The organism is Endozoicomonas gorgoniicola, assembly GCF_025562715.2.
Classification (GTDB): Bacteria; Pseudomonadota; Gammaproteobacteria; order Pseudomonadales; family Endozoicomonadaceae; genus Endozoicomonas_A; species Endozoicomonas_A gorgoniicola.
Genome location: NZ_JAPFCC010000001.1, coordinates 5,100,001 through 5,126,435, shown reverse-complemented (window position 1 = coordinate 5,126,435; position 26,435 = coordinate 5,100,001). Strand labels below are relative to the sequence as shown.

Below are 26,435 nucleotides of genomic sequence, written 5' to 3'. Positions count from 1 at the left end.
GACGGTATAGTCAATTAAAAAACAAGTACCTTCTTTTAACAGGATGTTTCAGAGAAGGATTGCTGCAACAAAAAAAAGAGAAGTGCTATGGAAAGCAAACACAGAGATATCTTTCGTCGATCTATTCTAAGTTCAGCCATTCTTGCTTCATTATACAGTGTATCGTCTGTTTCATTAGCGGCCAGCTGCCCAAATCCGGACGCATCAAATAACATTGGAGTGCCAGCCGGTACAACCTGTAATGGTGGTATAGAGCCAGACGAAGCCGTAGATACTGTGACTATTGAAGGCACTGTCGAAGGCAATGTTGTTAATCGTAATGGCCTGTCCCGGCTAATCGTCGACGGAGGTACGGTTGATGGTTCAATCAATCACGAAGCTGCCAACAACTCCGGAACAGGAATTGTCAAAGGGGCTGTGGTTACTGGCGATCTGACCAATGGTGCCAATGGTGTTATCAACAGTAGTATTGAAATCGTTGACCAGGTGACCATTGAAGGCGGCATTGAGAACCAGGGTGAAATTTCCTTTAAGTCAAATCATGTCAGTGAGTACGCTGACTATATCCCCGAAGCGGCTCTTGAAGAAGGCGCAGAATTCCAGGGCGCTAACCTGGGGGCTATTCGTGTCGATCATCAGACAACCATTCAGGGGGATATTGTCAATTCCGGTGTTATAGATATCTATATACCACAGCAGGAAGTTGACCAGTCACCGCCTGAGCCCTACCCCATAGAAGGTGTTTACCTGCCCAACCTGGAAGATGAGGCTAACGAGGGATATCAGGTGTTTCCTCAGTCTCTGTCAGGAATTGCGGTCTCCAATGGCAGTACCGCCGGCAATGTGATTAACCGGTCTGATATTTCTGTTCATGCCGGACTAGCAGAGTCTGATCATCCGTTTTTCGCAGATACATTTCCGGTTAACGGTATCACGGTAAACGGACATTCCACCGTCAGCAGTATTCAGAATGAAGGCAACATTTCAGCAGATAATAGCGGTATCTATGTTGAGGGAAATAATACTGAAGACAGTACACTTGTACTTGGCTCTGTTGTTAACGCAAAGAACGCCCTGATCAGCTCCAAAAATCACGGCATATACGTCGATAAGGCAAGAGTGCAGGGGTCAATCATTAACAGTGGCGAAATAAAGACTTCTTTTCTCTCCTACGTGCAGTCGGATGGCATTCACCTCAATGACGCTCTTGTTGAGGGTGATGTCAAAAATGAAGGAACCATTAACGCCCAGAATGAAGGGATGCTAATTAATGGCGGTACAGTAAAGGGGAGCTTTATCAACGAGGGAGACATTACCGCCCGGTCTGATGGTATGTACCTCAAGGGCGGAGGTGTTGTAGAACAAGATCTGGTCAGCAGCGGAAACATCAAAGCCATCCGTCACGACGGCATCGATATAAACGACAGCACCGTAAAAGGGAGCGTTCTACTGTCTGGCTCCATAGAAGCTGGCGACAACGCCATCGAAATTGATGGTGGTTTCTTCGATGGAGATGAAGAGGAAGGTTTTGTTTATACCTCGATTGGTGGTGACCTGAATAACAGTGCTTCCCTCACCAGCGTTACCGTTGAGGAAGATGAGGTCAATGACGCTTCAGACGGTGGTGATGGTTTTGATATGGATCATGTCAAAGTCGGTGGCAGCCTGATCAACTCCGGCGAGATAAACGTCACTAAAAAAGGTTTTGATCTTGAAAGCATTACGATTGGTGGTGACTTTATCAATGCCGCAGCCATTACTTCTGCCGAAGAAGGTATACGTCTGAGAAAAAACAGTAGTGATGACGATATTGAATCAGATTTCCCCGAAGGTACGGTGTTACCCATAGAAATCGGTGGCAATTTTGAAAACTCCGGCAACATAAACTCCGGCAGTAGTGGTATTGATATTGAAGAAACCACCATTGGCGGCAACTTCCAGAACAGCGGCGATATCACAGCGGGCAGTTCAAGCGCGATCATTATAAAAGCCAGTGATATCAATGGAAGCTTCATTAATCAGGGGGATCTGACAGCGAATTCAGTGGTGATCCGGGAGGAAGGTGACCTTCCTGTAAAGCAGCGCGGCATCAGCCTTATCAGTAACCTGTACAACAACGACGGCAGTCTGGAAGTAGAGCGTCAGTTAGTCATCAAGGAAAGTGTTTTTAACTCCGGTAACATCAACGCCAACGATGAAGGTATATACATCGACAACGCTGTCATCGGGGGTGTTTTTGACAACTCGGGTAATATTCAGTCAGGTCAGCAGGGAATCACCCTGAACCAGACAGAAGTGGGTTCAGGCTTTGTGAATAGCGGCAACATTGATGCGGGTGATGACGGCATCCTGATTGATAATTCTTCTGTCAGCCTGATCGTTAACAGCGGAGCCATTACTGCCGGAACAACCAATGAGGAGTCTTCTTACGGGAACGGGATTAAAGTCTACAAAGGCACCGGAGGCGAAATTCGTAACACAGAAACCGGCACAATCACTTCCGTTGATGATGGTATTGAAGTAGAGATCGCCAGTGGCGACACATCGATTAATAATGCCGGTGTCATTACTGCCGGAGATGACGGTCTGGACCTTCAGGATGTCACTGGCAATATTACCCTTGGCAATTCCGGAACCATTTCCGCAACCTCAGACACCATTGAGATATACGACACCGCTGGCAATATAAGCCTGGTCAATACCAACAGCCTGAAAGCCGAAAATGATTCGGGCAGCTCTGATACTCTGGATTTTGGAAACATCGAAGGGAACGTCACCATTACCAACTCCGGCACGATGACTGCACGAGGTACAAATGGTGGAGTTGATAGTCTGGATATTGGCAATGTGGACGGCGATTTACAGGTATCTAATAGCGGCACGATTGAATCCGTCAGCACAGAGGGTAACGGCGGAAACGATGCTCTGGACCTTTATGGCATTAGCGGAAATGTAGCCATCGTTAACTCCAGCCAGATCAATGCGAACACAAACGGCGATGGTAATGACGCTCTGGACATCGGCGGCATTGGTGGCAATCTGGAAATTGTGAACTCTGGAACCATTAACGCCAATGGCGATGGAGAGAGTAACAACGCTCTGGATATTGGCAATATCAGCGGTAATCTGGTGATACTCAATGAAGGAACCATGAGTTCGAGTGGCGAGGGAGACGGCAACCACACTATTGATATTACAGCGGCTACTGGCGGTATAAACTTCACCAACACAGGAACCCTGAGCGGAGCCACTACCTTCTCTGTCAAAGAGTCCAGCGGTGCAGCGGTTATTTCAAACAACAATACCGTTAATGGTTCGCTGTACGCCTTTGAACTTTTCAATTCGAATTTTACCGGCGACTTAGCAAACAGTGGCTCCATCACCTCAGGCGATGACGGTATACGACTGGTCGATAGCACCCTTGCCGCATCCTCTGAACACAGTGGCAGTGTCGTTAATTCCGCCGACGGCACTATTAACTCCGGTGATGATGCCATTCGTCTGCTGTCATCGACCCTGGGCGGATCCCTTGAGAATCATGGAACCATCAACGCCAGCGAAAACGCCATTGATATTGATGCCGGGGTAGTGACAGGTTCATTGATCAACAGTGGCAGCCTCAGCTCAGTGAACGAGACTCTGAGCATCGGTCTTGATACCAGTGGCAATGTATACGACGGTGACGAGTCATCCATAGCTGGCGTGATAAATTCCGGCTCAATGGTGGCTTCTGCCGGAGCGGTTATAACTGTGGGTAACGGTAATGTCGGAAAAATTAGGCTCTTCGCCGTTTCATATGGATTTCAGTAAATCCGCTACAGGGCTGGCAATCATATAGATCATCATCAGAAAAGTTCCTGTATTTCGATAGCCCCTTGCTCTGCTTCTGGCTGCCTGAAACAAGCTGTTCAGCCCTTCCATGCGAGCATTGGTATAGGTTGAAGACCATCGTTGTATTATCTTATCAGCGTGACTCTCTACCGTTGATAATGCCTTACGTACCGGAACCAGAATTTCACACTCTCCCAGTTCAGATTTTGCATATTTGATGAAATGCGTTAACCTCCAGCGAGCCGCCTGCGCTGTTTTGGCCTTCCGGATCCAGCGGAGCTTTTCCTTGATTCGCCATGCTATACCAGTTTTCAAGTCACTGCTTTCCAGTTCGGCAAGTGCTTCCACCTGTTTTTCAGTAAGTGGCCCATCTGCCTTCTTTAGCACTGCCCAGCGCAAACTTTTCGGATGCTGCCCCAGTTTTCGCTCCTCTTTGCGGACATCGCCAACAGCCCGGGTAAACAGCTGAACAACGTGGAACCAGTCAACAGTGACGTTGGCTTGCGGCAGCTCTTCTTTCACGGCGGCCAAGAACGCTTTTGACATATCGCAAACCACCTCAAGCACATTATCTGCCTGGCCTCCATGCTTCTCCAGAAACGCCCTGAACTCCTTAATAGTACCTTTGCCCTTACCTGTGGTGGCAAAGATTACGGGCTTGTCGTGCCTGTCCATATCAATGAAAACGGTAACATAGTTATGACCTCGTTTTGAGGCCGTTTCGTCCAGCCCTATAGCCTTCAGAGATGACAGATCCATTTGCAGTAATGCCTGACTGACGTAATGCTTGATCACCCGCCATATACGCTTGTCATTGACTCCAATATGTTTGGCACAGGCTTTGACCGGCATCTCCCTGACCAGAGACAGCAACGCCTGTTCAAAAAGAAGGGTAAACTTACTGTTCTCTCTGGCCCAGGGAACATTTACACGAAGAGTGCCGTGTTCTTCACAGGTTGTCCGAGGTACTTTAGCGGTGATATAGCAATGATGCTGAAAAAAGTTCAGATGCTGCCAGGTTAGTTCCTTAAAGTCATGCGTCGGGCAAGCCTTACCGCATTTGGGGCAGGGAAACAGGCTGCCACGATCAGCGCTGACTCTGAGTCTGAGTTGGTTGGGCTTCTGGGATGTATCGAGGTGTTGATCAACTATTTTCCAGGGTGCCTGCAAACCAAGACCAAGCATGAAAATCTGGTTACCATCCATGAACAATTGCGAAACCTGTGTACTTTATTTGGCGGGTAATTATCAGTCAGATAACCGTACTAAATCCATAGCAAACAGCGAGGAACCAAAAATTACCAACTATGGCGTTATAACGGGTGGTCAGTATGTGGTTCCGGAAAATAGCGCTGACCTCTCAGAAGGCATGAGGGCTCTGGATACCCGTCGTAATGTTGCTATTGATTACCGAAAGGCTACATCAGCGTTGAATCTTTTCAGCGGGCAAAGTGGCAATAACACGGGCAGCATTAACGGTGATATTTACGGCAGCTCTCTGGAGTCTGATCAGTTTGAGCTGGCTGCAGGTCAGTTCAGCAGCTATGTGTACGATGTTGAAGCCGTCAATATCACCGGGCTCGTCAACCTTAACAGTCATGTTCTGAGTACTGGCAACAATACACGACTGACTGTTACAGACAGCGGCACGCTGTCCATGACCACTGGTAATCAGGTCAAGCTGGAGGGCAACTATTCCCAGAACGGCGATATGGCTCTGGTGCTTAACCGGAACAATGGTGACTTCACAAACCCACTGGTTGATGCCAGCAACAGCGCCGATGTAAATGCTGACAGTGTGCTTCGGATAAGCGTTGAAAACAGGGACCTGAATAACTTCAATCCCGGTAATGGTTCTCAGGAAATACACCTGGTACACGCAGGCACTGGTATTACCGACAATGGTCTCTCTATCCAGAAAGACTCCATTATTTTCAGCTATGAAAAATTCAAAAGAACCGCTCCTGAAGGTGGAACCAAAGAACAGCTGGGACTGATCGCCAGCATCAATAACCTTGGTGAGCTGGCCAGTGAAGGGGGCGCTGACAATAATGCGGCCAACGCCCTGTCCAGTCTTCAGGGAACTGATTCCTCAGGGCTTGTGGCGTTACAGGCATCAAACCCGGATTTATTTAACGCTATTTACGATGGCACTACGGCTTCTCTGGCCTTACTGGCTGAAACGCTGATTGCCAGCCCTGACAGTGGCATAGCCGCCAGCCAGAACGCCCAGAGTGAAGCCTTAAGCACTATATTGTCCCGAATTGCCGAGCTTCGTACCGGCGCGTCCGGTATCTCGGCCGGTGACGCAGAAGAGAGTAGAAGCATCAGGCCTGACTCCCTCTGGCTAAGAGCTATTCACTCAGAAGGTCAGCAGGATGAAATCCGTTCCTCGGGCAACCGTTACAATGGTTACTCGCTCAGAAGTACAGGCTTTACCCTGGGACTGGATAAAGATATCACTGATAACCTCACTCTCGGCGCAGGCGTTACCCACGCCACCAGCCGGGCTAACGAAAAAGGTAGCAGCCAGAGTTCTGTAAAGAGTTATACAAACAGTGAGACAGACAGTTATCTGGTCTCCGCTTACGCTGGTTGGAAAAACCTCACCTACTTTGCAGATACCACTATCAGCTACGGCAAAAGTAAAACCGACCTGACCGGGCCTGGCTGGGAAACAGACTATGATTCCGATCAAATAGGGTTGAGCGTTCTGGCAGGCAGAAGTTTCCTGATGAATGATAACGATACATTGGTAGAGCCTCAGGTCGGCTTTAATTACGCCCGAATCAGTACCGATGGTTACCGATACCAGAGCAATGGCGAGCAGGTTTCAGTTGGAAAACAGAACCTGGAGGCTATAGAGCTGGGAGTGGGTCTGAGGTATAAGACCAGTTTTGAACTGGGTAACAATACCCTGCTTCCTGAAATCAACCTGATGGCCTGGCACGACCTGAATGCTGAATCGGTTGAGGCTGACGTTAAATTCGAGACCAGCAATAATTCATTTACCTACTTTGGCTCTAAGGGCGTGCGGAATCGCTATCAGGCTGGTATCGGTGCTGAGTACTGGATGGATAATAATGTCACCCTGAGCGCAAACTACGACCACAACTGGCAGTCAGGATTTAAAGCTGACACCTGGATCGTGAAAGTGCGCTACGACTTTTAAGCACCCTCGCCCAACGTGAAAAGCGGCCTTTTTTCAGGAGACTGGCCGCTTTTCACCATTCATCGCAGAAATCGATACGCTGACTCCTGACTGATGCTTTTTTGACACCTGTCACACTCAATAGTTTTTTTGCTCCTGCCCGATTTCTTGTCTAACCCGAATATTTCATAAATGAGCAACAAGTTCCGGAAAAAACATCCCATTCTGATTTTTTCGGAGGTCTGTTGCTCTACTGTCCATGAAAAAGGTATTACAACCCGAACTCACCATTAATTCGGATGTTTTTTGATCAGCACCTGCTTTTTCAGGACAACAGAATTCCCCAACACTCTTTCTGTTGGTCGCTATTTTATTCTGATTGAGTTTATGAAGCTGACTATCCCGGTCGAGGCAGCGGCATTGAATAAAAGACTTCGGTTATATGCTGCAAAAGCCCTTTTATTGGACAGCTGCGGGGCAAGTGAAGTTTGATTCGGTCTTTATACTCAACCACTTTAACCGCGACCTTACAAAGTTTTGTGATCACGGTTGATGGCTGTGCCTTTTCCAGCTCCGTACCTTTCAGTGCCTTGGTTCTCAGCTCATAGTGAAGAACATAAGCAGCGCAGGCGTAAAACATTCTCAGGTGATTTGCCAGAAAGCCTTGATCTGACAAGCGATCACCGGACAAATCACTTTTCAGATGCTTAATGAAGTTCTCATCCTGCCCTCTGGGACAATAAAGGTCTTCATATATTTCCTCGGGGGAAGCCTCCATCATCGAAGTCACAATAAAGCGGGGATTGTCGCCTTTCTGGTTGACCTCTGCCTTATAGATTATCCGGGTGTCCAGCCCTTTCCAGCTTTTTGCCTGATAGTCCGTTTCTCCGTAGAGCCTGAGTCGCTCAGGCTCTGGCATGTTGTTCAGTTTTGCCAGCCCGGTTTTAACGTCGAGAGCTTTCCGCGCTTCATCCAGCAACTCTTTGGCTTTAGGTCGCAAGGCCGTCTTGTGTCCTGCGCCTTTTCCCAGCACGTAGTCGGAGTGAGGGTCATCCTGAACAACCTGCATTAACTCTGGTTGGGCAAAGTGGCTATCCCCACGAACCAGTAAATGGGTTTTCGGCCATCTTGTACGGATCAGCTTAATGAGGCGCTGGAGAATAGCTGCATTCTCTCGGCCTGTGGGTGTTTTTCCAGGACGCAGGATCGAAGTGATCAGCTTGCCGCTGAGCCCCTCAAAGATCATTAAGGGCAAGTAACAGTAGTCTTGATATTTGGCGTTGAACAGGTTCATCTGCTGGCCGCCATGGGTGATAGCAGGCGTATGATCCAGGTCGATAATGATGGCTAATGGCGGGTATTCATAACTGCTGATGAAGTGATCAGCCAGTGCTTTGGTCATATTATAAATATCCCGTTTGGTCATGGACTGACCAAGCCTTGTATACGTTGGAGCGGAAGCCAGATGGTTATCATCGTCCAGTGGGTTTCTTCCATTGGCAAGCTTAAAGATTGGGTCTTTACGCAGATGGTTGCTGTCGTTTGCATCTTCATAACCACAGGCCATTTGCAGAACTCTTTGGGCAATGAGTTCTTGCAGGGTGTGGTCGATGTAGGATTGATGACGTTTATCGTCAATGCCGTCAGTCAGCCTGGATATGATACCGCTGTGAAGCATTGTTTCACGTAGCATCAGGGCGCCAAAATCAGAGGATAATTCTCCGCCATTGAAGTCTGCCCGGATAGTTTTTCCGTTGGAGGGGTGAAAACGAAGCTGTTCTTGTGTAAATTTGTTCATGGCAAGTTCCGGTTTGCTTCTTCCGAAGCATTTTTTTGGTCGACCCAATTATATCAAGTGATTGGGCGGAACTTGCCTCTTTTTATGAAATATCCGGGCTAAACCGTTAATTAAGGATTTCCTATTTAACGAGTGCACAAGGAGTTAGCACATGAAGTTCTTTAAATGCCCATCAATCCTTCTGGTAGCTACCACTGTCCTGGCCTTAAACGTTCAGGCGGACCCATCCAGACTGAATATCAACACCGCCTCAGCTGAGACTATTGATAAAACGCTGGTGTTTGTCGGACAACAAACCGCCAGAAAAATTGTCGAGTACAGACAGCAATACGGTACTTTCAACAACCTTGATGATCTCACCAAAGTAAAAGGTGTCAGCAAACGCCTGGCCCGGTACAACCGCAACCGCATCCGTTTCCAGTAATTAGACCTTTATGAGGGGGATTCATATAATCCCCCTCATGGTTTATCAACTTCGCCCTTATCAAAAAGACGCCGTTAAAAGCGTTATTCAACATTTCCGCTCCACCGATGATCCCGCATTGATTGTGCTGCCCACGGGTGCCGGGAAAAGTCTTGTTATCAGTGAACTGGGGCGCATCGCCAGAGGCCGGGTTCTGGTGCTGGCTCATGTAAAAGAGCTGGTCGAGCAGAACCATGCCAAATACGAAAGTTATGACCTGAAAGCATCCGTTTTCAGTGCCGGTCTTGGGCGCAAGGACGCTGATGAACAGGTGGTATTTGGCAGTGTGCAGTCAGTGGTTCGCAACCTCGACCAGTTTAACGACGACGGTTTTACACTGCTGGTGATTGATGAATGCCACCGGGTTTCACTGGAAAAAAATTCCAGCTATCACAAGGTCATTGACCATCTGCGTGGCCTAAATCCCAGATTGAAAATTCTCGGATTAACGGCAACGCCTTATCGTCTGGGCATAGGATGGCTGTATCAGTATCAGCACAGTCAGGACAAAGACAGGAAAGGCACCATTCGCACCACCGACAAACGTTTTTTTAAAGACTGTATTTTTGAGCTGCCACTGTCTTACATGATCAGAAGCCAGTTTTTGACACCAGCCACTATGGTGGATGCCCCCGTAGTATTTTACGACTTCAGTCAGCTGTCCCGTGATCCTTTTGGTCGATACAGCGAACAGGAACTGAACTCGCTTCTGAAAGGCAAAGGGCGGGCGACCCAACAGATTATCAGACAGGTTATAAAAGAAGCGGAGAGCCGAAAAGGTGTGATGATTTTTGCTTCAACCGTTGATCATGCCAAAGAAATTCTGGGATACCTGCCAGACGAAGAAGCTGCTCTGGTAATTGGTGAGACACCCGGAAAAGAGCGCGATGCCATCATTGCGGCCTTTAAACAGCAAACGCTCAAGTACCTGGTTAACGTTTCTGTTCTGACCACTGGCTTTGACGCCCCTCATGTCGATCTGATTGCTATTTTGCGCCCCACTGAATCGGTTAGCCTGTACCAGCAGATAGTCGGTAGAGGCTTACGACTGGCACCGGATAAAAATGATTGTCTTGTCATTGACTTTGCCGGCAATCGCTACAACCTCTTCAGTCCTGAAATTGGCAGCCCCAAACCTGATTCCAAAAGCGTTCCAGTGACCGTTCCCTGCCCCGCCTGCGGCCATGAAAACAGCTTCTGGGGCATTGTGGATAACGATGGCGATCTGATTGAACACTACGGGCGGCGTTGTCAGGGTTATAAGGAAATAGAAGGCGAGCGGGAACAGTGTGACTTTCGTTATCGCTTTAAGGAATGTGATCAGTGTGGGGCTGAAAATGATATTGCTGCCCGGAAGTGCCATGAATGCCAGAAACCAATGGTTGACCCGGACCAGAAGTTAAAAGAAGCACTGAATCTGAAAAACTGTATGGTCATTCGCTGCTCAGGAATGACCATGGAAGCCGGTGAAAACCGACAGGGCAAAGCCCGTATCACCATTACTTACTACGACGAAGACGGTGCGGATGTAAAAGAACATTTCCAGCTGGACACACCGGCACAGCAGGGAGCGTTCTATCATAACTTCGGCAAGCATGCCCTGATTAATCGGGCAGAACCCTTCCGGGCCAATTCTGTAGATCAGGTTATCAACAACCGTAAGAAATTCAGGAAGCCCGACTTTGTCGTAGCCCTTAAAGAGAAGCATTACTGGAAAATAATCGACAAACTGTTTGATTATCAGGGTAACTACAGAAAAGCTTACTCAACAGAATAACTGTCAAAACAGGTATTCGAGACCTAACAGAAAGGTGTGGATTTCAAACTCATACTCCGTGCTTTTTATGGCTTCCCTTTTTTTGTCTGAAAAGGTAGTAAAGCGATAGTCTGTTCTCAGTGCGAACCGGTCATTCAGGTTTACACGGATGCCAAAGCCCATATGGGGGGCTTTCATATCTATATCAAATTTACTGGAACCGTTATCAGTGCTGAATGATGAAAACTCATAAGTCGCAGAACTTCGGCCTCCGCGCAGATAAAACCTTACCTGTTCAGAATATTGATAACCCAGCAACAGAGACACGTCCTGACGATCCACAAATGATAACTTTTTAGCTTCACTGATATCATCCAGAACGTTATTGACTGAAGCTCTGGTGCTTTGCTGTCGACCGGTATAGTCAATTTCCATCCCAAGAATCCAGGAATTGATCAATAGTCCGGCACTGGCATATAACCCGAGTACCGGGCCATTGATAGGATACTCTGAAACCTCCGAGGCAAAAGCATTTTTGTCCTCAAAATGGCTTCTTGATGAACTATAGCCAGCCTGCACTCCAAGAGAGAATTCATACTCCATAGCGAAGCTGTTCACACTCAGTGCCCATAAAGAGATAAAGCCTGCTGCCTGAATAAAACCCTGGGTTGCCTTGGATCGTTTTTTATTCACTTTTTTCACCACGCCGGAGTCAATAACGGGTTTGGACACATAAATTCAGACTTTAGAATTTTCTTATTTGATCGCTAAACACTACATCGGCATAACATCAAAAGATTTCAGTGATGGTAAAAACAGCTTCATTTTTACTTCTGTTCTCGGCCTGTCTTGTCCAGGCTTCATCTCTTTATAAAATGAAGCCATTAAGCTCAGGCTACCTTGAGTGTCCACAACAACTCCGTAAAAGCACCAGTGGCAAAACCATTTACTGTGATGTTTCTGCAGCGGTTTACTCAGGCAACCAGAAAACGGTTTACTTTGCTTCCGACTGGTGGAAAACCGTAAAAAGTTCCAAACTGATGTCTATTCAGTGGGAAAATGGTACCCCTTTACCAGCAACCCAGAGATACCACTCTGAAAGTAATGCGTTCACAGGTATTGAGAAAATCGAGGCGATGACCCGAACAGAAGATAACCTTATCTTTATTGCCTCAGGGGCTTTTACACACTCTGCTGAAACGGGATACTCTGACTGGGCAACCATCAATAACATAGTGTACTGGCAGAACGGAAAGGTTTCGCAAGCTACCCGACCCGACTTGCTGATCAATGGAAGCACACTTCCTGCAAAAAACATTAATGCAGAAGAATTTTCTTATTATCTAAGAAACGGAATGCTAAATGCCCTTCGAACGAAATACTCCGATACCAACTTTTTCAAGATTGAAGGATTATCCATACTTCCGGGGAACCGCCTGGCATTTGGTGTTCGAGAAATTGGAGCCCACTACCTCCAGACCCGATTCAAAAACATTATTCTTACCACTGACTACCGAATAGACTCGGGGCAGCTGGTCATAGGTACCCAGTTTTCTCTGCAGTATGACTTTCCCCTCAACGCATCCTACAACCTTGCAGGCTCTGTTGGACTCTCCAGTATTGAATATGACTTTAAAAGGCGGTTGCTTTACATGACAACGAGTTATGAAAAGGGTTCTGGCGATGAAGATGTTGGAACTTACCTCTGGGTTTTGCCCAATAATTCCAACAATAAGCTCCTGAAGCCACGACTTGTCAGGCACAACTCTTCCGCCCCTTATCACTTCGCCCACAAAGCAGAAGCTATGGCAATAGACGCTCAGGGACGTGTTATTCTTATTGCAGATGACGATAAAGTTTTGGGAAGAAAGAAAAGTGAAGTCCTATTTCCAGACAGACAGTTCTCCAGACACCCCTGGCAGGCTGCCTATATTGTACTCAAAGTATCGCCCGGTAATGTCAGCTCGCCCCTGCCCCATTAGCCGCTTAGGGGAGTGGGATAACAAACTTTACCGGAGTATCTTTCCTGCTTACTCCCTCTGTGATTGATTGTGAACGTCATGTCCAGCGTTAATGTCGCCCCTGAATGCAAACACCTCATTATACTTGCTGCTAAAAAGCTAAAGGCTCTGAACACAGAGCTGGCTTACTGGCTTACCTTTGGCACGTGTTATCTGGGGCTTATCGGACAACAGATTCGGCTGAATGATAGTTATCCCGCCTTTTGCTGAAAAAAACGCCGAATGCCGTGTAAACCAAACTGAGAGACAACCATCCCCGCCAGCATCAGCACACAACCGAGCATGGCAATACCTGACAACGTCTCATTCAGGAATAGATAGCCAACGATGACAGCAAATACAGTTTCCAGACTGAGAATAATGGAAGCATGAGCCACAGGCGCAGTCTTCTGACCAATAATCTGCAAGGTATAGCCAACCCCGGTGGACACAATTCCCACATAAAGCAATGGCATCAGAGCCGCTTCAGCCTGACTCCAGGCCCAGTTTTCAGTAACACTGGCGACACCAAAAGAGAACAGAGAACAGGACAGAAACTGAACAAATGCCAGGGCTATAACATTATTCCGGGGAGCCAGCCTGGCAATCAGCAGCAGGTGGGCAGCCCAGAATAAAGCCCCAATCATTTCCAGCATATCGCCATAGTTCAGAACCAGATCATCACCAAGGGTCAAAAATCCCAGTCCGGGCAGAGCAATAACAATCCCCAGCCAGGTGTCCCGACCTGTTTTGTTACCGACCAATAATCCCAAAATCGGTACCAGCACAATGTACAGGCAGGTAATAAAAGCGGCCTTGCCTGCGGTGGTATAGATCAGGCCAATCTGTTGAAAACCGGAAGCGAGCATCATCACCAAGCCAAGGGCAATACCGCCCAGCCAGGTTAAGCGTGTAAACACAGACCCCCGCCGACGTTGAAACAGTAAAAAAGGTATCAGGGCAAAGCTACCAATCAAAAAACGTATGCCATTAAATGCCCAGGGTTCAATATGGTTCATGCCCAGACGCTGAGCAACAAACGCAGACCCCCAGATAAAAGCGACCAAAAGCAGCAGGCCATCAGCCAGGAAGGTACGTTGATTCATTTTTTTATTCGCTCATGGCTGTTTATTGAAGAAAAATATTCTGTTCGGTTTCATAATCAAAAATATGGCACTTATTCATGTCAGCGAAAAAGCGGGTTGGAGTGCCATAATCCAAAGCTTTGAAATCCCGGCTATTACTCTCCCCGGAGAGACGGGCAATAAACTGCTGCTCTCCAAGGAAGAAATAGATATAAACTTCATTCCCCATCTGCTCTACAACAGAAACCTTGCCTGTCAGACCGCTGCCAGCCGCTTCATTGATAGCAATGTTTTCCGGACGAATACCAAACCAGACTTTCTGACCGACATAATGTTCAGCCTTTGTCGCTTTATCTTCGGGAAGTAACAACTCTTCACCGTTCAGGCTCACAAAGACCTGATCATCCTTGCTGATGATTTCAGCTTCAGCAAGATTCATAGCCGGAGAACCAATAAATCCTGCAACAAATTTATTAGCCGGTGCGTGGTACAAATTAAGCGGTGTATCAACCTGCATAATTTTGCCGTAATCCATTACACAAATTCTGTCGCCCATCGTCATGGCTTCTACCTGATCGTGGGTGACGTAGATCATGGTGGCATTCTGACCGGCTTTTTTCAGTTCCTTATGCAACTGGGTAATCCGTACCCGCATGGATACACGAAGTTTCGCATCCAGGTTAGAAAGGGGTTCATCAAACAAAAAAACATCAGGCTTACGAACAATTGCACGCCCCACCGCTACCCGCTGACGCTGACCACCCGACATTTCTTTGGGTTTTCGATCCAGAAGGTCGGTAATATCGAGCTTTTGCGCTGCGTCCTGTACCCGTCGATCAATCTCATCAGCAGGGATTTTGGCCATTTTCAAACCAAAGGCCATGTTGTTATAAACGGTCATGTGTGGGTAAAGCGCATAGTTCTGGAATACCATGGCAATGCCCCGGTCTTTGGGAGGAGTGCTATTGACCATACGGTCTCCGATCCAGACCTCGCCACTGGAAATCTCTTCCAGCCCGGCCACCATTCGCAGGGTCGTTGTTTTGGCACAGCCAGACGGGCCGACAAATACCATAAACTCACCATCCCTGATATCCAGATCAACCCCGTGTACGGCTTTAAAACCATTGGGGTAAACCTTTTCTACCTTCTTCAGTACGACTTCAGCCATTGTTCAACTACTGCTCAATTTTTTATGAATATTTGCAAGCCATCGCTATTCCTACTAGGGGAATAGGGCAAGCTGATAAGTTTTTTATTGCCGTAATCCTTAATGCGGCTTTATTCTTTAACAGCACCACCAAGAATGCCGGAAATAAACTGCTTCTGAAGTAACAGGAAAATAGCGATCACGGGCAGTGTCGAGAGACTGGCTCCCATAAACACCTGACCATAATCCACCCTGGACAACCCAACCAGCGAGGACAGAGCCACCGGCAAGGTCTTCATGGAAGCATCATTCAACACAATCAACTGCCACATAAAATTCCCCCACTGGGCCATAAACATATAAATACCCAGCGCGGCAATGGCAGGCTTCATGGTCGGCAACACGATTTTGTAAAAAATAGCGAATTCGCCACAGCCATCAATCCGTGCTGCCTCAATCAATGAGTCGGGGATTTTTTTCATATTCTGACGCATCAGAAAAATACCAAAGGCATTGGCAATACCGGGGATAATGACCGCTTTGTAAGAGTTCAGCCAGCCAAAGGCCTTCATGGTATCAAACAGGGGAATCATGGTGGCCTGGGCAGGCAACATCATGGTCAGGAGGATGGCACCGAAGATATAGTCCTGTCCCTTGAACTGAAATTTTGCAAAGGCATAACCGGTAATAGTACTGAGCGCCAGAACAAAAAAGGTATAGCTCAGGGACACATAGAACGAGTTAAAAATAACACGTCCAAGGTCAATCTGTTCGTTTAGCGCGGTCAGGTTTTGCCAGAAATGATCACCGGGCAGCAGACGGGGCGGAAAGGCGAAAATATCCGCCGAGCTGTTTGTCGCACCGATAAACATCCAGTAAAAGGGAAACAGTGAGACAATCAGCCCCAGTATTATCGTGGTATAAGTGAATACCTTTTTGAGGCCTGTGCTGGATTCAACCATTATCTTTGCCTCCTACCTTTACCTGTATATACGACATCACTGCGGTCAATATCAGCAGAACCACCGAGATCGCCGACGCATAGCCAAAATTCAGATTCATAAAGCCCTGGTTATAGAGATAAAGGCCAAGAGACATGGTTGAGTTACCCGGGCCACCTTTGGTCAGAATAAAAGGTTCACTGAACAGGTTAATCGTACCGATAGTAGACATCAGCATGGAAAACAGAATCAGAGGCTTCATCTGCGGAATGGTGATATAGAAAAACTGTTTCAATTTGCTGGCACCATCAATTTCCGCCGCTTCATAGAGGTCAGCCGGAATTCCCTGCAGACCTGCCAGCATGATCACCATGTTGTAACCGGTCCAGCGCCATGTCAGTGCCAGCATAATGGAGAACTTCGCCCAGAAAGGATCAACCAGCCAGGACACACTGTCGATCCCTAAAATGGAAAGGAGGTAATTAAGAAGACCTTTATCGTTTAAAAAGAGCGAGAAAATAATGGAATAGGCGACCATCTCTGTGACAGATGGCAGAAAGTAACCAACCCGGAACTGGGATTTCCATTTAATAAATCGCGAGTTCATGGCCACTGCCAGAACCAGTGACAGCATGGACATCAAAGGCACCTGAATCAGCAAATAGATAAAGGTGTTAGACAGAGCCTGATAAAACACCTCATCACCAAACAGGCGTGAGTAATTAGCCAGCCCGGTAAATATATATTGACCACGTTCGTAGCTGAAAAAACTAAGGGTAATGGTTCGTAGAAAAGGGTAAATCGTAAACAGTGAAAATAGAAAAACAGCGGGAGCAATAAAATAATAAGGTGCTGTTTTATTGGTCAGCTTCAGTTTTGAAAGAAGACTGACCCTGGTCTCTTTCTCTTGTGAAAGACAGGCTTCCATAATATATCCTTCCGGTGTGTCTATCGAGCCAGGCGGATAATGTGGTTAAAGACGTCACATCATCCGCCAACCGGCTTCCCATTTAATTTGCGATAGCACGCCCCGTTGCAGTCTGCAAAGACCGGGCAGCTTTTTCGAGACTCGCTCTGACAGGAGCATCTTCAAGCAAAATATCGGACTGTGCATTCAGGAGATAGTCACCGGCTTCACCGCCATCTTCCGTATTGAAAGAAACATTGATGTGCGGAACCATATCCGCCAGTACACGAGCCATCTTCTGCCCCCCAAAGTAAGGATCGCCTTTTTCAAAATAGGGGTCATCAAAAGCAGGCAGATAGGAAGGAAACAGGTCGTATTTTTTATACATCATGACCTGATTGTCTTTGGTAGCAATGGCGTTCCTGATAAATTCCCAGGCCAGCTCCCCATTCTCAGACTGGGAGGGTATAGTCAGTGACGCACCACCGATGTAAGTGGCCCGGTTGCCTCCCTCCTCAAAAGCCGGGAAAGAAAAGAAGCCCCATTTGCCACTGTGTTCAGGCATCTGATCTTTCAGGGTTCCTCCCCACCAGCCACCATAAGGTACGGTTGCCACTTCGTTGTTTTTACTATGAAAATAGTGCTCCGAACTCGCAAAGCACTCCATCCTCACCGACAGGCAAGGTTCTTACTCGCAGCCTCTGATGAGCTTTTATTCTTTAGTTAAAGCTGGCAGATAATTATATTTCTGGAGCATCTGTAACCAGCGCGGTGCATTCCTGTGAACCGTCAGTGCTTCGTAATCAATCTCTGGATCCTTGTAGGGCGTAAGCCTGGTGAGGATGCAGTAGATCACCCGCAACATTTTATGTCCGATGGCAATGATGCTGCGCTTATATCCACGGCGAATGGTCAGGCTTTGATGTTTGCCTTTGAACTGGCTTTTGGTCTTTACAGCTGCCTGACTGATCTCACACATCAGCCGTCGTAAGGACTGGTTGCCCTTACGAGTTTTACCACTCTTACGCTTACCGGCACTTTCATTGTTGCCCGGACATAGGCCTGCCCAGGATGCCAGAGACTCCCGGCTGCCAAAGGCACTCATGTCATCACCGATCTCAGCAATCAACCCTGCTGCTGCGATCTCATCGACTCCCGGAAGGGTTTGCAATAGCTGCCAGGGTTCCCGGTACTGAGTTTGTACAATATTGCGTATTCCCGCATCCAATTCGGCAACCTCATCATCCAGATACTGAATATGTTTCCGGATGCTCTTAAGCACTGTCAGATGTGCTGAAGACAGCGAGCCTTCCATGCTGTCGAATAACTCTTTGGTTTTGCTCTTCAGCTTGCCACGGGCAAACTTCACCAGCTCTTGCGGAGGCAGGCCGTCAATCAGTCCCTGAATCATTTCCTGTGCGGACTTGCCATGTATGTCACTCACTACACCACCGAGACGGATGCCGGCATCGTCCAGAACTTTATGCAGACGGGTCTTTTCACCGGCAAGCTGCCCCACCAGTTTCTGACGACGGCGAAACAGCAACCTCAGCTGCTCGATATCAGGGGGCGGTACAAAGCTGGGGCGAAGCAAACCACACCGACCCAGTGTTGCCAGCCACTGACTGTCCTGGACATCAGTCTTGCGACCGGGCACATTCTTGACGTGACGGGCATTGACAACCCAGACCTTGAGGCCTGCTTTAATCAGAGTTTCGTGAACGCATTTCCAGTAAACGCCAGTACTTTCCATGACTACGAGCTCAACCTGATGTTTCACCAGGAAGTCGCGAAGCTTCCTGCGTTCACGTCGATACGTCTTGAACGACTGAGTGATCTCTTTGATTTCGCCGTTTTCATCTTCGGTCTGAACAGTCGCCATGACCATCATCTTGTGAACATCGAGGCCAGCACAACATTTCAAAATTGACTGCATCAGACTAATCTCCCTATGGATCATGGAAGATGGCAAGGTCTGATGGATTGATCGTGGGCCATAAGCCGAGGATCAGCAGAGGTCTTTTTACTATCCGTTCAACGTCGTAAGGCGGGAAACGATTAGGGGTACGAGCGATCCGTCCAGGTCAGTTTAGGTTCAGGGTCAAAAGCCTCTGAAAAATTTGTCGACCATGATCAGGCCTTGCCGCCCACTCCAAGTCTGGATGAAGGCTTCAATATTTTCATGCTTCGGGGTGGCCAGTTACCGGCCATGAACGTTTAGTGGCGATAACCAGGGTGTTCCAGGAATCCGCGTTGTAGGTCAGGTCTTCGTCATGCAGCCGTTTCTGAAGCTCCATCGCCTTGATATTCTTGTTGTCTGCTAACGTTATTTCACCTTTCTCGTTAAAGCTGCCTCCGCCCAGCTGCCCGGTCAACATGCCATGAATATAAGTCCCCTTGGCATAATTTATAGGAATCATCTTTACGCCAGGGTTAGCAGCCTGAACCTTTTTACCTGCGTCAATGAAGTCGCCCCAGGTAGTTAAGTCATTAACATTGACGTCTGCTTTCTGGAAGAAATCACGACGGTAGAAAATACCGGCAGGCGCAGAGTCCCAGGGAAGCGCATAAAGCTTTCCTTCGTACTCACCAGTTGGCCATTTGCTGGGGTCGAAATCCTGTTTCATGTTCCCTGCGACCTTGCTCAGGTCGTAGAAACCACCAGGAAAATTAGGAGGGTATTTTACGAAACCATCGGTTTCAATGGTCATCACATCAGGCAGGCCGGTATTGGAGTTCAGGCCTATCATCAACTTCTGATAAGTATCCGATGTGCCCAGCTCTTCCACGACCACTTTTACGTTGGGATATTTTTCATTGAAGCTGGGAATCGTATCTTTTAAAGCTTTTGCTGCCACATCCCAGGACCAGACTTTCAGCTCTGCTTTAATATCTCTGGTGATTGGATCACCAGTAATCACCGCTGTCGCAGTTTCTTCAGAGCCACTGCAAGCCGATAACAACACGGCTATTGCAGTCCCCACCAACAAATTGAGCTTTTTCATCAATACATCTCTTTTATTTTTGCTTATCTTTGGATGAATGGATTATAAATAATTTTAATCTGCTTAGTTTGATCTGAGGCAAGAGGCAAAGACAAAGGTAAACATAAAGGTAAAATTTGGCACAAAAGTAAAAATAGAATACCAATCGTCGCTTAATAATCAGCCACTGACTGAATGATTTATGATCATTCTTAATTAGTTACCATAGGTCATTAAACAAGCTGGCTAATTTTTCATCCAACCCTTCGATTTATTAGAACAATGCCATCTAATTTTTATGATATTTAATACATTTATTTTACAGTAATCTTTTTTTGACCAGAGCAGTGGGGAACGGACATGAGCGTCTGGAAAAATACAACAGCGGGTTACGGCCTGATCAGCATACTTATCCACTGGATCAGTGCCTTTACTGTTTTCGGACTGTTTGGTGTTGGCCTGTATATGATGTCCCTGTCTTATTACGACTCTTTGTATCAGTCACTTCCATGGTGGCATAAAAGTATTGGCTTAACCCTGTTTGCAGCTACCCTTTTCAGGCTTCTATGGAAAGCCATTAACCCTAAAACTGCGCATCTCCCGGAGCTTAGTAAAACAACCGTCAGACTGGCTGTTTCAACTCACCATCTGATGTACCTTCTTCTGTTTGGCATTATGATCAGCGGTTATCTGATCAGTACGGCAGATGGAAGACCTTTGTCGTTTTTTGGCTGGTTTGAAGTACCCGCTTTAATAACAGGAATTCGCGGGCAGGAAGATATAGCTGGTGAGATCCACTTTTATCTGGCCTGGTCACTGGTTGTTCTGGCCTCCCTGCATGGGCTGGCAGCGATTAAACATCATGTGATTAACCGGGACCGAACACTGATAAGAATGATAAAAACGCATTGAAAGCCTGACCGCTACCTAATAACAATAAGAGTTAACATTATGACCCGTTTAGAAAAATTCTTTGCCATCGCTGCTTTTGCCGTGTCGATTCTTGGATTGAGTGCACCAGCCAGTGCCAATACCTACCTGATCGATACCAAAGGAGCCCATGCCTTTATTAACTTCAAGGTCAGTCATCTTGGCTATAGCTGGGTTCACGGGAATTTCACAGACTTTAGCGGTTCATTCAAATTTGACCCGGCAAAGCCGGAAGCATCAAGCATTAAGGTAAACATTAATACCAACTCAGTGAACAGTAGTCATGCTGAACGGGATAAACACCTGCGCGGTAAAAAATTTCTCAACACCAGTCAGTTCCCTGAAGCCTCTTTTGTCAGTACCCGGATTGAAAGCGACGACGGACAAAATGCCAGAATTTATGGTGACTTCACCCTGAAGGGCGTCACCAAAAAAATCGTTATTGAAGCGGTTAAAGTCGGCGAAGGCAGAGACCCATGGGGAGGTTACAGAGCTGGTTTTTCCGGAACCACCCAGTTGTCTATGGCTGATTTCGACATGAACCTCGGACCAGCATCCGCTGATATTCATATTACGCTGGAAGTAGAAGGAATCAGACAATAACTAATAACTGCGATTGGTATTACATACAGCCTGCAGGTTGTGACTAATCACCTTGTCAACAAACCTGATAGAAGCCCAGTAAATATACCCACCTCTGCTCATAAAGCCTTGATGCGACGGCGGCAATATCTTACAGCAATAATGAAGCAATCCGGTCATCATGGCAGGACAGAAAAGTGGAGATTGTTATGCTGGCGTCTTTCGAACAGTTTTTGATCGGTTCTCCGGATTGGCTGGTTCTCCTGACCCTGATCAGCGTTGTCCTGCCTTTGACTATTCTTCCGGTTACCGTACTGGGACTATTTGGTGCAAAATCCTGCAACAAAGCCCGCGCGTATCTGCGCCTGATGTACCTGATGCTGCCATGGATTCCTTTTGCTGCACTGGCTGGCGCCTTTATTATGAGCCTTTCCAACCTGCTACTGGGCATGGTAATAGGGCTTATCTTTGTTGTGGTACGTCTTTATTTTGTATTTATGAACTCAACCAGTAATGGGCTGAGTGCTGCAGCGGCTTCTTAATAGCCGCTGATCAGATTTTTTAAAAGAGTTCTTATTTGGCACTCTTTTTACCTGTTTCTTTTGCATAAAGATCAGCAAAGTCTTTACCGGCAAGCTTTTCAGAAACAAACAGAACCGTTCCGGTCCAGTGCCTGACCCACGGAGTCGTTGCTAAGTAGTAACCAAGTACACCATGCTGCCTGTAGTAAAGGTCATTGACTTCATCTTCCATAGTGTCATCAAGCATTATTTCAAGCGTTTCTACCGTAGATGAGTTCTGGAAAATAAAACCTGCCGGATGGATGCTGTCGTTCAGCATATCTCCTCCAATGTAGGCATGCTTAATATCTACCTTGGCATCAGGCATAACAATATCCAGAAGTGCCTGACCGGGCATTTGGCTGTTAAATACAAAAGCTGAAGCAGCCGTTGCATAAGCTACCAGCTGGGCAATAGCCCCTCCCTGGGATGCGCCGGTAATTTCTATACGATAGTCCTTTTCGAAATACATTTGTCTCAGATCAAGAACCAGATCCATGGCGTTCATCATTGCACCAGATTGCCTTCCATAAGCCAGGTAAGCTGCTGACAAAATGCTGTCTTTATCAGAAAAGTCAGTACCTGCAATGGCAAGCAGAACGGTCTTTTTGGTTTCATTAATAAAGACTCTGGCTCTGAAACCTGTCTCATCTATATAAATCCTATTCAGGTCACCACCCTGAAAATGCTTGTACCAGTCTCTGGGAAAGTCTTTTTTTTCCGCAAGAATGTACCCATTAGAGGCCAGATAAGCGAAGCGCTGATCAATCGCTTTCTGCTTATTAGGCTTTCTTCCCTTGATTTTTATGACTTCAGCAAAATAGCTCATCATTGCATAGGGCAAGCGATCAGCTGCATTTTCCCAATCCGGGTAAGATTGACGAACCTCGTAGCTGACAGTGTCGATTGTATGAACAGACTGCTCTGAATAAGCCGTCAGCCCGAAGCAAGCAATCGTCAGAAATAATAGCAGTGACCGAAACATTACTTTCATTAGACTTCTCCTTAGTTTTTCTTTACATCGTTAGTGGTCCATTAACATTTAGAGAACTTCATAACTAAATAGTTCTTGCTGCTTATAAATAATTCGATATAAAGAAAACAATCAGCATTCTGAATTGAAAATGAATGAGACGAGATTATGGTTCTTAAATTCAAATCGTTTGTTTTTCGTACATAGCAAAAACCCCAACCGATTTCTCGATTGGGGTTTTCACAGCCTTGAGCGAACACTTGAAACGTTCCTGACGTTTCGAAGTGCTTCCTCCATTCATGGAGGTCGCTCAAGGTAAATTGGGTGCCTGGCGATGACCTACTCTCACATGGGGAAGCCCCACACTACCATCGGCGATGTGTCGTTTCACTTCCGAGTTCGGGATGGGATCGGGTGGTTCCAACACTCTATGGTCACCAGGCAAATTCTTTTGAGTCACAGCTGGGGTGGCGTTTTGGGTCGTATCCCGTGGCCCGTATCCCGTGACCCGTTTGGGCTGCTGCATACTCTGGAATCCTGTTTCTTAATAAGCTTTTCGAGTTCTCTTGCTCGCACTCTCATGCTGTGCATGGCTGCTAACGGGTTACGGGCTACGGGTAACGGGCTTCGTTATCCTCTAGCGGGTAACACAGTCAACATTCAAATCGCTTTGGCGTTATATGGTCAAGCCTCTCGAGTCATTAGTACGGGTTAGCTCAACGCCTCACAACGCTTACACACCCCGCCTATCAACGTCGTAGTCTTCAACGTCTCTTATGTGGCCTCAAGGGCCAAGGGAAGTCTCATCTTGAAGGGGGCTTCCCGCTTAGATGCTTTCAGCGGTTATCCCGTCCGAACTTAGCTACCGGGCAATGCGTCTGGCGACACAACCCGAACACCAGTGGTTCGTCCACTCCGGTCCTCTCGTACTAGGAGCAGCTCTCCTCAAACTTCCAACGTCCACGGCAGATAGGGACCGAACTGTCTCACGACGTTCTAAACCCAGCTCGCGTACCACTTTAAATGGCGAACAGCCATACCCTTGGGACCGGCTTCAGCCCCAGGATGTGATGAGCCGACATCGAGGTGCCAAACACCGCCGTCGATGTGAACTCTTGGGCGGTATCAGCCTGTTATCCCCGGAGTACCTTTTATCCGTTGAGCGATGGCCCTTCCATTCAGAACCACCGGATCACTAAGACCTACTTTCGTACCTGCTCGACCTGTACGTCTCGCAGTCAAGCTGGCTTGTGCCTTTACACTAACCGCACGATGTCCGACCGTGCTTAGCCAACCTTCGTGCTCCTCCGTTACTCTTTGGGAGGAGACCGCCCCAGTCAAACTACCCACCACACAATGTCCCCGGTCCCGGTAAGGGACCTGGGTTAGAACCTCAATATTGCCAGGGTGGTATTTCAAGGTTGGCTCCATGCAGACTGGCGTCCACACTTCAAAGCCTCCCACCTATCCTACACAAGCAACATCAAGATCCACTGTGAAGCTGTAGTAAAGGTTCACGGGGTCTTTCCGTCTAGCCGCGGATACACTGCATCTTAACAGCGATTTCAATTTCACTGAGTCTTGGGTGGAGACAGCGTGGCCATCGTTACGCCATTCGTGCAGGTCGGAACTTACCCGACAAGGAATTTCGCTACCTTAGGACCGTTATAGTTACGGCCGCCGTTTACCGGGGCTTCGATCAACCGCTTCTTCCGAAGAATAACAGCATCAATTAACCTTCCGGCACCGGGCAGGCGTCACACCGTATACGTCCACTTACGTGTTAGCACAGTGCTGTGTTTTTAATAAACAGTCGCAGCCACCTGGTATCTTCGACCAGTCCCAGCTTAGAGAGTAAATCTCATCACCAGAACCGGCGCACCTTCTCCCGAAGTTACGGTGCCATTTTGCCTAGTTCCTTCACCCAAGTTCTCTCAAGCGCCTTGGTATTCTCTACCTGACCACCTGTGTCGGTTTGGGGTACGGTCCCCCTTGACCTGACGCTTAGAAGTTTTTCCTGGAAGCATGGCATCAACCACTTCCCGGCCGTAGCCGGTTCGTCATCAGTTCTCGGCATAAGTGGACCCGGATTTGCCTGGGCCCACAGCCTACGACCTTAAACAGGGACAACCATCGCCCTGCCGGCCTAGCCTTCTCCGTCACTCCATCGCAGTCAAGGGGGGTACAGGAATATTAACCTGTTTCCCATCGATTACGTCTTTCGACCTCACCTTAGGGGCCGACTCACCCTGCGCCGATTAGCGTTGCGCAGGAACCCTTGGTCTTCCGGCGAGGGAGGATCTCACTCCCTTTATCGTTACTCATGTCAGCATTCGCACTTGTGATACGTCCAGCATGCCTCCCGGCACACCTTCAACCGCTTACACAACGCTCCTCTACCGCTCGACAACTCTTTATAAAAAGAGCATCGAACCCGTAGCTTCGGTGAATAGTTTGAGCCCCGTTACATCTTCCGCGCGAGCCGACTCGACCAGTGAGCTATTACGCTTTCTTTAAAGGGTGGCTGCTTCTAAGCCAACCTCCTGGCTGTCTGGGCCTTCTCACATCGTTTCCCACTTAACTATTACTTTGGGACCTTAGCTGACGGTCTGGGTTGTTTCCCTTTCCACGACGGACGTTAGCACCCGCCGTGTGTCTCCCTTGATTGCACTCATCGGTATTCGGAGTTTGCATGGGGTTGGTAAGTCGGGATGACCCCCTAGCCCAAACAGTGCTCTACCCCCGATGGTGAGACAAGAGGCGCTACCTAAATAGCTTTCGAGGAGAACCAGCTATCTCCGGGCTTGATTAGCCTTTCACTCCTATCCACAAGTCATCCCCTGGCTTTTCAACGACAGTGGGTTCGGTCCTCCAACCAGTGTTACCTGGTCTTCAACCTGCTCATGGATAGATCGCCCGGTTTCGGGTCTACACCTTGCGACTGTTCGCCCTATTAAGACTCGGTTTCCCTACGGCTACCCTATTCGGTTAACCTTGCCACAAAATGTAAGTCGCTGACCCATTATACAAAAGGTACGCAGTCACATGCCTGAGCATGCTCCCACTGCTTGTACGTACACGGTTTCAGGTTCTGTTTCACTCCCCTCAACGGGGTTCTTTTCGCCTTTCCCTCACGGTACTGGTTCACTATCGGTCAGTCAGGAGTATTTAGCCTTGGAGGATGGTCCCCCCATGTTCAGACAGCATTTCACGTGTGCCGTCCTACTCGATTTCACAATAAAGGAGTTTTCGCATACGGGGCTATCACCCACTATGGCCACACTTTCCAGTGTGTTCCGCTAACTCCAGGATTGCTTAAGGGCT

At 47.7% G+C, this 26,435-nt stretch carries 19 protein-coding genes and 2 rRNA genes (1 of these 21 running past the window's edge); 8 read left to right on the top strand and 13 right to left on the bottom strand.

Features of this window, described 5'->3' with window-relative positions:
* Positions 1-87: 87 nt before the first annotated feature.
* Positions 88-3,810 (top strand): beta strand repeat-containing protein, encoded by a 3,723-nt coding sequence (locus NX722_RS22935; protein WP_262565185.1) that lies wholly within the window; start codon positions 88-90, stop codon positions 3,808-3,810.
* On the opposite strand, the gene NX722_RS22930 is transcribed toward NX722_RS22935, so the two are convergent.
* Entirely contained in the window at positions 3,793-5,037 is a 1,245-nt protein-coding gene (locus NX722_RS22930; protein WP_262565184.1) for an ISL3 family transposase, read from the bottom strand. The two genes, NX722_RS22935 and NX722_RS22930, sit on opposite strands and share 18 nt — an antisense overlap.
* Here NX722_RS22930 and NX722_RS22925 point away from each other — a divergent pair.
* Positions 5,036-7,003, top strand: a complete 1,968-nt coding sequence (locus tag NX722_RS22925) for an autotransporter family protein (RefSeq protein ID WP_262565183.1) — start codon at positions 5,036-5,038, stop codon at positions 7,001-7,003. The two genes, NX722_RS22930 and NX722_RS22925, sit on opposite strands and share 2 nt — an antisense overlap.
* A gap of 376 nt (positions 7,004-7,379) precedes the next feature.
* Here the strand turns inward: NX722_RS22925 and NX722_RS22920 are convergent, their stop codons facing one another.
* Positions 7,380-8,780 carry an IS1380 family transposase gene (locus NX722_RS22920; protein ID WP_262563762.1) on the bottom strand — a complete coding sequence of 467 codons (1,401 nt, stop codon included), beginning with the start codon at positions 8,778-8,780 and terminating at the stop codon, positions 7,380-7,382.
* 151 nt (positions 8,781-8,931) lie between these two features.
* Here NX722_RS22920 and NX722_RS22915 point away from each other — a divergent pair, with 151 nt between their 5' ends.
* Positions 8,932-9,204: a ComEA family DNA-binding protein gene (locus NX722_RS22915; RefSeq protein WP_262565182.1), complete on the top strand. Its 273-nt coding sequence runs from the start codon at positions 8,932-8,934 to the stop codon at positions 9,202-9,204.
* A 37-nt stretch (positions 9,205-9,241) separates the two neighbouring features.
* Positions 9,242-11,020 (top strand): DEAD/DEAH box helicase, encoded by a 1,779-nt coding sequence (locus tag NX722_RS22910; protein ID WP_262565181.1) that lies wholly within the window; start codon positions 9,242-9,244, stop codon positions 11,018-11,020.
* Between the two features lie 3 nt (positions 11,021-11,023).
* Here the strand turns inward: NX722_RS22910 and NX722_RS22905 are convergent, their stop codons facing one another.
* A complete protein-coding gene (locus tag NX722_RS22905) occupies positions 11,024-11,731 on the bottom strand; it encodes an outer membrane protein (RefSeq protein WP_262565180.1) in 708 nt (235 codons plus the stop codon).
* 74 nt (positions 11,732-11,805) lie between these two features.
* On the opposite strand from NX722_RS22905, the gene NX722_RS22900 reads away from it, so the two are divergent.
* A complete protein-coding gene (locus NX722_RS22900) occupies positions 11,806-12,981 on the top strand; it encodes a hypothetical protein (RefSeq protein ID WP_265442379.1) in 1,176 nt (391 codons plus the stop codon).
* Positions 12,982-13,211: 230 nt separating this feature from the next.
* Here the strand turns inward: NX722_RS22900 and NX722_RS22895 are convergent, their stop codons facing one another.
* The 7 genes from NX722_RS22895 to NX722_RS22865 all read right to left on the bottom strand — a co-directional run bounded on the left by NX722_RS22895 (position 13,212) and on the right by NX722_RS22865 (position 20,087).
* The gene (locus NX722_RS22895) at positions 13,212-14,105 is read right to left on the bottom strand and encodes a DMT family transporter (protein WP_262565178.1); all 894 of its coding nucleotides are present in this window, start codon (positions 14,103-14,105) and stop codon (positions 13,212-13,214) included.
* A 22-nt stretch (positions 14,106-14,127) separates the two neighbouring features.
* Positions 14,128-15,255: an ABC transporter ATP-binding protein gene (locus NX722_RS22890; RefSeq protein WP_262565177.1), complete on the bottom strand. Its 1,128-nt coding sequence runs from the start codon at positions 15,253-15,255 to the stop codon at positions 14,128-14,130.
* Positions 15,256-15,365: 110 nt separating this feature from the next.
* Positions 15,366-16,196 carry a carbohydrate ABC transporter permease gene (locus NX722_RS22885; protein WP_262565176.1) on the bottom strand — a complete coding sequence of 277 codons (831 nt, stop codon included), beginning with the start codon at positions 16,194-16,196 and terminating at the stop codon, positions 15,366-15,368.
* Entirely contained in the window at positions 16,189-17,103 is a 915-nt protein-coding gene (locus tag NX722_RS22880) for a carbohydrate ABC transporter permease (RefSeq protein ID WP_262565175.1), read from the bottom strand. The genes NX722_RS22885 and NX722_RS22880 overlap by 8 nt, the downstream gene beginning before the upstream one ends.
* Positions 17,104-17,185: 82 nt before the next feature.
* Positions 17,186-17,749, bottom strand: coding sequence for an extracellular solute-binding protein (locus NX722_RS22875; RefSeq protein WP_262565174.1), 564 nt, complete (start codon positions 17,747-17,749; stop codon positions 17,186-17,188).
* A 45-nt stretch (positions 17,750-17,794) separates the two neighbouring features.
* Positions 17,795-19,018, bottom strand: coding sequence for an IS110 family RNA-guided transposase (locus NX722_RS22870; RefSeq protein WP_262564054.1), 1,224 nt, complete (start codon positions 19,016-19,018; stop codon positions 17,795-17,797).
* Positions 19,019-19,262: 244 nt separating this feature from the next.
* Positions 19,263-20,087: an ABC transporter substrate-binding protein gene (locus NX722_RS22865; protein WP_262565173.1), complete on the bottom strand. Its 825-nt coding sequence runs from the start codon at positions 20,085-20,087 to the stop codon at positions 19,263-19,265.
* Positions 20,088-20,426: 339 nt separating this feature from the next.
* On the opposite strand from NX722_RS22865, the gene NX722_RS22860 reads away from it, so the two are divergent.
* The 3 genes from NX722_RS22860 to NX722_RS22850 all read left to right on the top strand — a co-directional run bounded on the left by NX722_RS22860 (position 20,427) and on the right by NX722_RS22850 (position 22,120).
* Positions 20,427-20,978, top strand: coding sequence for a cytochrome b (locus NX722_RS22860; protein WP_262565172.1), 552 nt, complete (start codon positions 20,427-20,429; stop codon positions 20,976-20,978).
* 39 nt (positions 20,979-21,017) lie between these two features.
* On the top strand, positions 21,018-21,599 hold the full coding sequence (locus tag NX722_RS22855) for a YceI family protein (protein WP_262565171.1): 582 nt from the start codon (positions 21,018-21,020) through the stop codon (positions 21,597-21,599).
* A 176-nt stretch (positions 21,600-21,775) separates the two neighbouring features.
* Entirely contained in the window at positions 21,776-22,120 is a 345-nt protein-coding gene (locus NX722_RS22850) for a hypothetical protein (protein ID WP_262565170.1), read from the top strand.
* 31 nt (positions 22,121-22,151) lie between these two features.
* On the opposite strand, the gene NX722_RS22845 is transcribed toward NX722_RS22850, so the two are convergent.
* The 3 genes from NX722_RS22845 to NX722_RS22835 form a co-directional block, all read right to left on the bottom strand.
* Entirely contained in the window at positions 22,152-23,132 is a 981-nt protein-coding gene (locus tag NX722_RS22845) for an alpha/beta hydrolase family protein (RefSeq protein WP_262565169.1), read from the bottom strand.
* 305 nt (positions 23,133-23,437) lie between these two features.
* Positions 23,438-23,553: ribosomal RNA gene (gene rrf / locus NX722_RS22840) — 5S ribosomal RNA — on the bottom strand.
* Between the two features lie 238 nt (positions 23,554-23,791).
* A 23S ribosomal RNA gene (locus NX722_RS22835) occupies positions 23,792-26,435 on the bottom strand (it continues 264 nt past the right edge of the window).

What these genes read in the sequence shown, in the direction of transcription:
- NX722_RS22880 (WP_262565175.1), bottom strand. Translation starts at nt 17,103, where the DNA reads ATGGAAGCCTGTCTTTCACAAGAGAAAGAGACCAGGGTCAGTCTTCTT.
- NX722_RS22920 (WP_262563762.1), bottom strand. Translation starts at nt 8,780, where the DNA reads ATGAACAAATTTACACAAGAACAGCTTCGTTTTCACCCCTCCAACGGA.
- NX722_RS22925 (WP_262565183.1), top strand. Translation starts at nt 5,036, where the DNA reads ATGAACAATTGCGAAACCTGTGTACTTTATTTGGCGGGTAATTATCAG.
- NX722_RS22910 (WP_262565181.1), top strand. Translation starts at nt 9,242, where the DNA reads ATGGTTTATCAACTTCGCCCTTATCAAAAAGACGCCGTTAAAAGCGTT.
- NX722_RS22890 (WP_262565177.1), bottom strand. Translation starts at nt 15,255, where the DNA reads ATGGCTGAAGTCGTACTGAAGAAGGTAGAAAAGGTTTACCCCAATGGT.
- NX722_RS22865 (WP_262565173.1), bottom strand. Translation starts at nt 20,087, where the DNA reads ATGAAAAAGCTCAATTTGTTGGTGGGGACTGCAATAGCCGTGTTGTTA.
- NX722_RS22845 (WP_262565169.1), bottom strand. Translation starts at nt 23,132, where the DNA reads ATGAAAGTAATGTTTCGGTCACTGCTATTATTTCTGACGATTGCTTGC.
- NX722_RS22915 (WP_262565182.1), top strand. Translation starts at nt 8,932, where the DNA reads ATGAAGTTCTTTAAATGCCCATCAATCCTTCTGGTAGCTACCACTGTC.
- NX722_RS22860 (WP_262565172.1), top strand. Translation starts at nt 20,427, where the DNA reads ATGAGCGTCTGGAAAAATACAACAGCGGGTTACGGCCTGATCAGCATA.
- NX722_RS22895 (WP_262565178.1), bottom strand. Translation starts at nt 14,105, where the DNA reads ATGAATCAACGTACCTTCCTGGCTGATGGCCTGCTGCTTTTGGTCGCT.
- NX722_RS22930 (WP_262565184.1), bottom strand. Translation starts at nt 5,037, where the DNA reads ATGGATGGTAACCAGATTTTCATGCTTGGTCTTGGTTTGCAGGCACCC.
- NX722_RS22885 (WP_262565176.1), bottom strand. Translation starts at nt 16,196, where the DNA reads ATGGTTGAATCCAGCACAGGCCTCAAAAAGGTATTCACTTATACCACG.
- NX722_RS22855 (WP_262565171.1), top strand. Translation starts at nt 21,018, where the DNA reads ATGACCCGTTTAGAAAAATTCTTTGCCATCGCTGCTTTTGCCGTGTCG.
- NX722_RS22875 (WP_262565174.1), bottom strand. Translation starts at nt 17,749, where the DNA reads ATGGAGTGCTTTGCGAGTTCGGAGCACTATTTTCATAGTAAAAACAAC.
- NX722_RS22935 (WP_262565185.1), top strand. Translation starts at nt 88, where the DNA reads ATGGAAAGCAAACACAGAGATATCTTTCGTCGATCTATTCTAAGTTCA.
- NX722_RS22900 (WP_265442379.1), top strand. Translation starts at nt 11,806, where the DNA reads ATGGTAAAAACAGCTTCATTTTTACTTCTGTTCTCGGCCTGTCTTGTC.
- NX722_RS22870 (WP_262564054.1), bottom strand. Translation starts at nt 19,018, where the DNA reads ATGCAGTCAATTTTGAAATGTTGTGCTGGCCTCGATGTTCACAAGATG.